The sequence below is a fragment of the Streptomyces sp. 15-116A genome (genome assembly GCF_025290915.1).
GTDB lineage: Bacteria > Actinomycetota > Actinomycetes > Streptomycetales > Streptomycetaceae > Streptomyces.
On sequence record NZ_JAOCQE010000372.1, the window covers coordinates 1 to 5,128 of the forward strand.

At 72.3% G+C, this 5,128-nt stretch carries 7 protein-coding genes; 5 read left to right on the forward strand and 2 right to left on the reverse strand.

Going from position 1 to position 5,128, the window contains the following annotated elements:
• Nucleotides 1–716: acyl-CoA dehydrogenase family protein (locus N4P33_RS32495; protein ID WP_260830529.1), on the forward strand; the 716-nt coding region annotated here is incomplete at its 5' end.
• Nucleotides 716–1,189 carry a nitroreductase family deazaflavin-dependent oxidoreductase gene (locus N4P33_RS32500; protein WP_260830530.1) on the forward strand — a complete coding sequence of 158 codons (474 nt, stop codon included), beginning with the start codon at nt 716–718 and terminating at the stop codon, nt 1,187–1,189. The genes N4P33_RS32495 and N4P33_RS32500, both read left to right, overlap by 1 nt.
• Nucleotides 1,190–1,251: 62 nt before the next feature.
• Here the strand turns inward: N4P33_RS32500 and N4P33_RS32505 are convergent, their stop codons facing one another.
• Nucleotides 1,252–1,878 (reverse strand): LysE family translocator, encoded by a 627-nt coding sequence (locus N4P33_RS32505; RefSeq protein ID WP_260830531.1) that lies wholly within the window; start codon nt 1,876–1,878, stop codon nt 1,252–1,254.
• Between the two features lie 82 nt (nt 1,879–1,960).
• Between N4P33_RS32505 and N4P33_RS32510 the strand changes: the two genes are divergently transcribed.
• A complete protein-coding gene (locus N4P33_RS32510) occupies nt 1,961–2,413 on the forward strand; it encodes an Lrp/AsnC family transcriptional regulator (protein ID WP_260830532.1) in 453 nt (150 codons plus the stop codon).
• Between the two features lie 87 nt (nt 2,414–2,500).
• Here N4P33_RS32510 and N4P33_RS32515 read toward each other — a convergent pair whose 3' ends face one another.
• Nucleotides 2,501–3,136 (reverse strand): TetR/AcrR family transcriptional regulator, encoded by a 636-nt coding sequence (locus N4P33_RS32515; RefSeq protein WP_260830535.1) that lies wholly within the window; start codon nt 3,134–3,136, stop codon nt 2,501–2,503.
• 134 nt (nt 3,137–3,270) lie between these two features.
• Between N4P33_RS32515 and N4P33_RS32520 the strand changes: the two genes are divergently transcribed.
• Nucleotides 3,271–4,026 (forward strand): VOC family protein, encoded by a 756-nt coding sequence (locus tag N4P33_RS32520; protein ID WP_260830533.1) that lies wholly within the window; start codon nt 3,271–3,273, stop codon nt 4,024–4,026.
• 166 nt (nt 4,027–4,192) lie between these two features.
• The coding region (locus N4P33_RS32525; RefSeq protein ID WP_260830534.1) for a serine/threonine-protein kinase at nt 4,193–5,128 on the forward strand (936 nt) is incomplete at its 3' end.

Here is a 5,128-nt window from a genome sequence, read left to right on the forward strand (position 1 = left end):
CGGACGAAGGCTGGCGGCTGTACGGGCAGGCCGACCAGGTCCTCGACGGGCACAGCGCGGACCTTCTCGTGGTCCCGGCCCACACCGGCGGCTTCGCCCGCGCCCGCACCCTGCTGTTCCTGGTCCCGGCCGACGCGCCCGGCCTCACCCGGACCCGGCTGACCACCCTGGACGCGACCCGGCCCCAGGGGCGCGTACAACTGCGGGATGTAGAGGCTGAGCTGTTGGGTGAGGGCGACAGCGACGCCGTCCTCACCGCCCTCGCCCTCACCGGCGATACCGCCGCCGCCTGCCTCGGCACCGAAGCGGTGGGCGCCGCCGAGCGCATCCTGGAGCGGACGGTCGAGTACGTCGGGCAGCGGGAGCAGTTCGGGCGGCCGGTCGGGTCGTTCCAGGCGGTCAAGCACCGGCTGGCCGATGTGTACGTCCAGGTGCAGGCGGCCCGCTCGGCGGCGTACTACGCGGCCTGGGCGACCGCGCACGGCGAGAGCGTGGGCGGGCTCGCCCTGGCGCAGGCGCTTGAGGCCCTGCGCGTGGCCGCCGCCGAGGGGGTCCAACTGCACGGTGGGATCGGCTTCACCTGGGAACACGACGCGCATCTGTACGTCAAGCGCGCCACGGGCGACGAGCTGCTCTTCGGGCCGGTCCACCGGCTGCGGGCGCACGCGGCCGACCGGGCGTGCGTCTTCGAGTGCGAGGAGGCGGGTCGAGGGTGATGAGGTGGGTGGAGCGCTGGGTGCAGAAGGTGTCCGCGACCCCGGGCTTCGCCCGTGTCGCGCCGTATGTGCTGCCCGCCGCGGACCGCGGCCTGCACCGGCTCACCAAGGGAAGGGTGCTGCTCAGTGCCCGGCTGCTGCCGAGCGTCGTGCTGACCTCGACCGGTGCGCGCAGCGGGCGGCCCCGGCGCACCCCGCTGGCGTGCATGCCGGAGGACGGCGGGCGGAGCTGGATCCTGGTCGGCTCCAACTTCGGCCGCACCGGTCACCCGGCGTGGACGTACAACCTGCTCGCCCACCCCGACGCCGTGATCAACTGGCGCGGTGAGGACGTCCCCGTCACGGCCCGGCTGCTGGAGGGGGAGGAGCGGACGGCGGTGTGGAAGGCGGTCCTGGAGTTCTGGCCGCCGTATGCCGCGTACCAGGCGCGGGTGGAGCGCGAGATCCGGCTGTTCCGGCTCCAGCGCAGGTGACCGGCTGGAGCACGGCCGGCCGCAGGCGACCGGCTACAGCACGGACGGCCGCAGGTGACCGGCTACAGCACGGCAAGCCGCTGCACCAGCAGCAGCGCGCCGATCCCGAGCATCGCCGCCCCGGACGTGCGGACCACGGCCCGTGCCGCTGTCGGCCGGGCGCCCAGGACCGCGCGGGCGGCGAGGCCCACCGACAGATAGACGGCGGCGCAGCACGCCATGTGCAGCGCACCCAGCGCGGCCGTCTGCACCGGCACCGGCAGGTGCGCCCCGTCGCCGGTGACCAGGAACTGGGGCAGGACGGAGAGGTAGAGCAGCAGTCCCTTGGGGTTCAGGCCGCTGATCACCGCACCGCGCCGGAAGGCCCGGGCGCCGCTCTCCTCGGCGGCGGTGCCGTCCGCGCCCGGGGTGCCGGGCCGGCGCAGCACGCTCCAGCCCAGCCACACCAGATACGCCGACCCCGCCACCGTCAGCGCGGTGAGCAGCACCGGCGAACCGGCGACCAGGACCGCGAGCCCCGCCGCGGCCAGCACGGTGTGCAGCGCGTACCCGGTGACCAGGCCGCCGACCGCCGCGTACACCGACCGTCCGCGCAGCCCGGCCGAGATCGTGTACGCCCAGTCGGCACCGGGGACGCAGACGAGCAGCAGATCGAGGGCGAGGAAGGAGAGCAGGGTGGCGGAGTCCATGGTGGCGAGATTAGGAGAGAAACGGCCGAATGTGTTTCCGAAGTTTCCCCGCTCTCTCGCACTCTGGGGCAGGATTTTCTCCATGGACGACATGGACCGGAAGATTCTTGCCGAGCTGCAGCAGGACGGGCGGCTGACCGTGACCGAGCTGGCCGCGCGGGTGCGGCTGAGCGTCTCGCCCTGTCATCGGCGGCTGCGCGAGCTGGAGCGGTCGGGGGCGATCAGCGGGTACCGGGCGGTGGTGGATCCGGCGGCGGTGGGGCTGACCTTCGAGGCGCTGGTGTTCGTGTCCATGCGGCAGGAGGACCGGGAGACGGTCGTGCAGTTCGAGCGGGCGGTCAGCGAGGTGGAGGAGGTGCTGGAGGCGCAGCGGCTGTTCGGGGAGCCCGACTATCTGCTGCGGGTGGTCGCCGCCGACCTCGCCGCCTACCAGCGGCTCTACGACGAGCGCCTGGCCACCCTGCCGGGGGTGCAGCGGCTGACGTCGACGCTGGTGATGAAGCACGTGGTGAAGGACCGGCCCCTGCCCGCGTAACGCGACAGGCGGTGGCCCACCGGAGTGGACCACCGCCTGCCAGACAGGACTTGAGGGAAAAGGGAAGGGTGCTGCGCCGGGCGCCGCCTACTTCGTCGGCTTCTTGCCGGTGACGCCCAGATACACCAACAGGGCGAGGTTGGGCTTGAGTTCGGCCTGCTTCACGCCCCAGGAGGAGAAGCCCTTCTGGTGCGAGGCCACGGCCGCGAGCATGGCGACCAGCGAACCGGCGATCGCCGCCGGGTTCACGTCCTTGTCGACCCGGCCCTTGGACTGCAACTCGGCGACGGCGTCGGCGAGGGAGTTGTTCACCGAGTTGAGGACCTTCATCCGGATCTTGTAGAAGCGCTTGTCGCCCTCGGCCGCCCCGAGGTCGACGACGCGCAGAATGGCGTCGTTCTTGCGCCAGAAGTCCAGGAAGCCGTCGACGAGTTCCTGCGCGGTCTGCCAGCCGGCCTTGCCGACCCAGGAGCGACCCGCCACGATCTCGGTCAACCCGGCGCCCTCGGCGGCCGTTTGCTCCGCGATCTCCAGAACGGCGCCCTCGACGTCCGGGAAGTACTGGTAGAACGTCGCGGGCGAAGTGCCCGCCTTCCGGGCGACATCGATGACTTTGACGTCCCGGTAGGGGGAGGAGCTGAGCATCTCGCTGAGGCAGTCGAGCAGCTTCTGCCGGGTCGCCTGCCCACGCCGGCCGGCCACGCGGCCGTCGACGGTACGCACTTGTCCTGTCATGTCGTCAGCTTACCGAGGGGTGATCGGAGCGCGATTCGGCCGACTGCAAATGGGGTGTGCGCATTCTCGAAGGCTGGTGTGCCTGGTCTGCGGGGTGCGGGTGGCGCGGTTAGTTTGGCGGCATGGCCGAAAACAGGGCATCGGAGTACACAGAGGGCACCCCGTGCTGGGTGGACGCGCAGCTGCCCGATGTGGAGGCGGGGAAGCGGTTCTACGGGGAGCTCTTCGGGTGGACCTTCCAGGACCAGCCCGACCTGCCCATGGACGGCGTGCGGGCGCTGAAGGACGGTGAGCCCATCGCCTCCCTCGCGCACAAGGCGGACGGCCGGCTCCCCACGGTGTGGACGGTGTCCTTCGCCACCCCCGACGCCGAGGACCTGTGCCGGCGGATCCGCGCGGCCGGCGGCCGGATCGTCTCCGCGCCCCTGCCGCTCGGCGATCTCGGCGTCCACGCGCTCGTCACCGACGTCGGGGGCGCCGTCTTCGCCCTGTGGCAGCCCGGGAACCACCCCGGCTTCGGCCGCCGGCACGAGCCGGGCACCTTCGCCTGGGTGCAGCTCTACACGCGCGACACCGAGGCCGCCAACACCTTCTACGGCGACCTCTTCCACGAGGCCCTGTTCGGCCCCGGCGCCCGGCCCGACTTCGGCCGCGCCCCCGTCTCCGACGTCTTCGCCGCCGAGATGCCGCCGCACTTCCTCGTCCACTTCGCCGTCGAGGACCCCGCGGCGGCCATGGAGGACGTGGTGCGGCTCGGCGGCCGGGTCCAGGTCCCGCCCTTCGAGACGTCCTACGGCACGGCGGCCGTCGTCACCGACAATCAAGGGGCGTCCTTCGCACTGCTGAGCCGCGCGCCGCGGCACCACCGAGCCGGGTAAATGTCTCCTTTATGGTGAGACACCCCGATTGCCGGTGGGTTCGCAACGAGGGCCCCGGCCAGGAAGAATCGGGGTGCGTGCCGCCACGGCGGTGCGGTGGTGAGACGCTGCACTTCGGTCGCGGACACAGGTGGTGGCGCGACTCGTACGGGGAGGTGGCAGGCAAGTGGTGGATCAGCTGACGCAGCACGATCCGCGGCGTATCGGGCCGTTCGAGGTGCTGGGACGGCTGGGAGCCGGCGGTATGGGGCTGGTCTATCTCGCGCGCTCGGCGTCCGGCCGGCGCGTGGCGATCAAGACGGTCCGTACCGAACTGGCCGAGGACCAGCTGTTCCGCGTCCGCTTCACGCGCGAGGTGGAGGCGGCCCGCGCGGTGTCCGGCTTCTACACCGCGGCCGTCGTGGACGCCGATCCGCGCGCCGCCGTGCCGTGGCTGGCCACGGCGTACGTCCCCGCGCCCTCCCTCGAGGAGATAGTGAACGAGTGCGGGCCGCTCCCGGCCCAGGCGGTGCGCTGGCTCGCGGCCGGGGTCGCGGAGGCGCTGCAGTCCATCCACGGTGCCGGACTCGTCCACCGCGACCTCAAGCCGTCCAACGTCCTGGTCGTCGAGGACGGCCCCCGGGTGATCGACTTCGGTATCGCGTCCGGCGTCTCGAACACGCGTTTGACGATGACGAACGTCGCCGTCGGCACCCCCGCCTACATGTCCCCGGAGCAGGCCAAGGACTCCCGCAGCGTCACCGGCGCCAGCGATGTGTTCTCCCTCGGCTCCACCCTCGTCTTCGCCGCCACCGGGCACGCCCCCTTCCACGGCGCCAACCCGGTCGAGACGGTGTTCATGCTGCTGCGCGAGGGCCCCGACCTGGACGGGCTGCCCGAGGAGCTGCGCCCGCTGATCGAGTCCTGTATGCAGATGGAGGCATCGGCCCGGCCCACCCCGGCCGACCTCCAGGCCCAGCTCGCCCCGCATCTCTTCGGCTCCGGTTCCGACGACAGCGGCACCGCCTCCGCCTGGCTGCCCGAGCGCGCGGTCAGCCTCATCGAGGCCCGCCGGGGCGGCCGCCCCGCCGCCAAGCCCGCCCCCGCCCACGGTCCCGGCCGC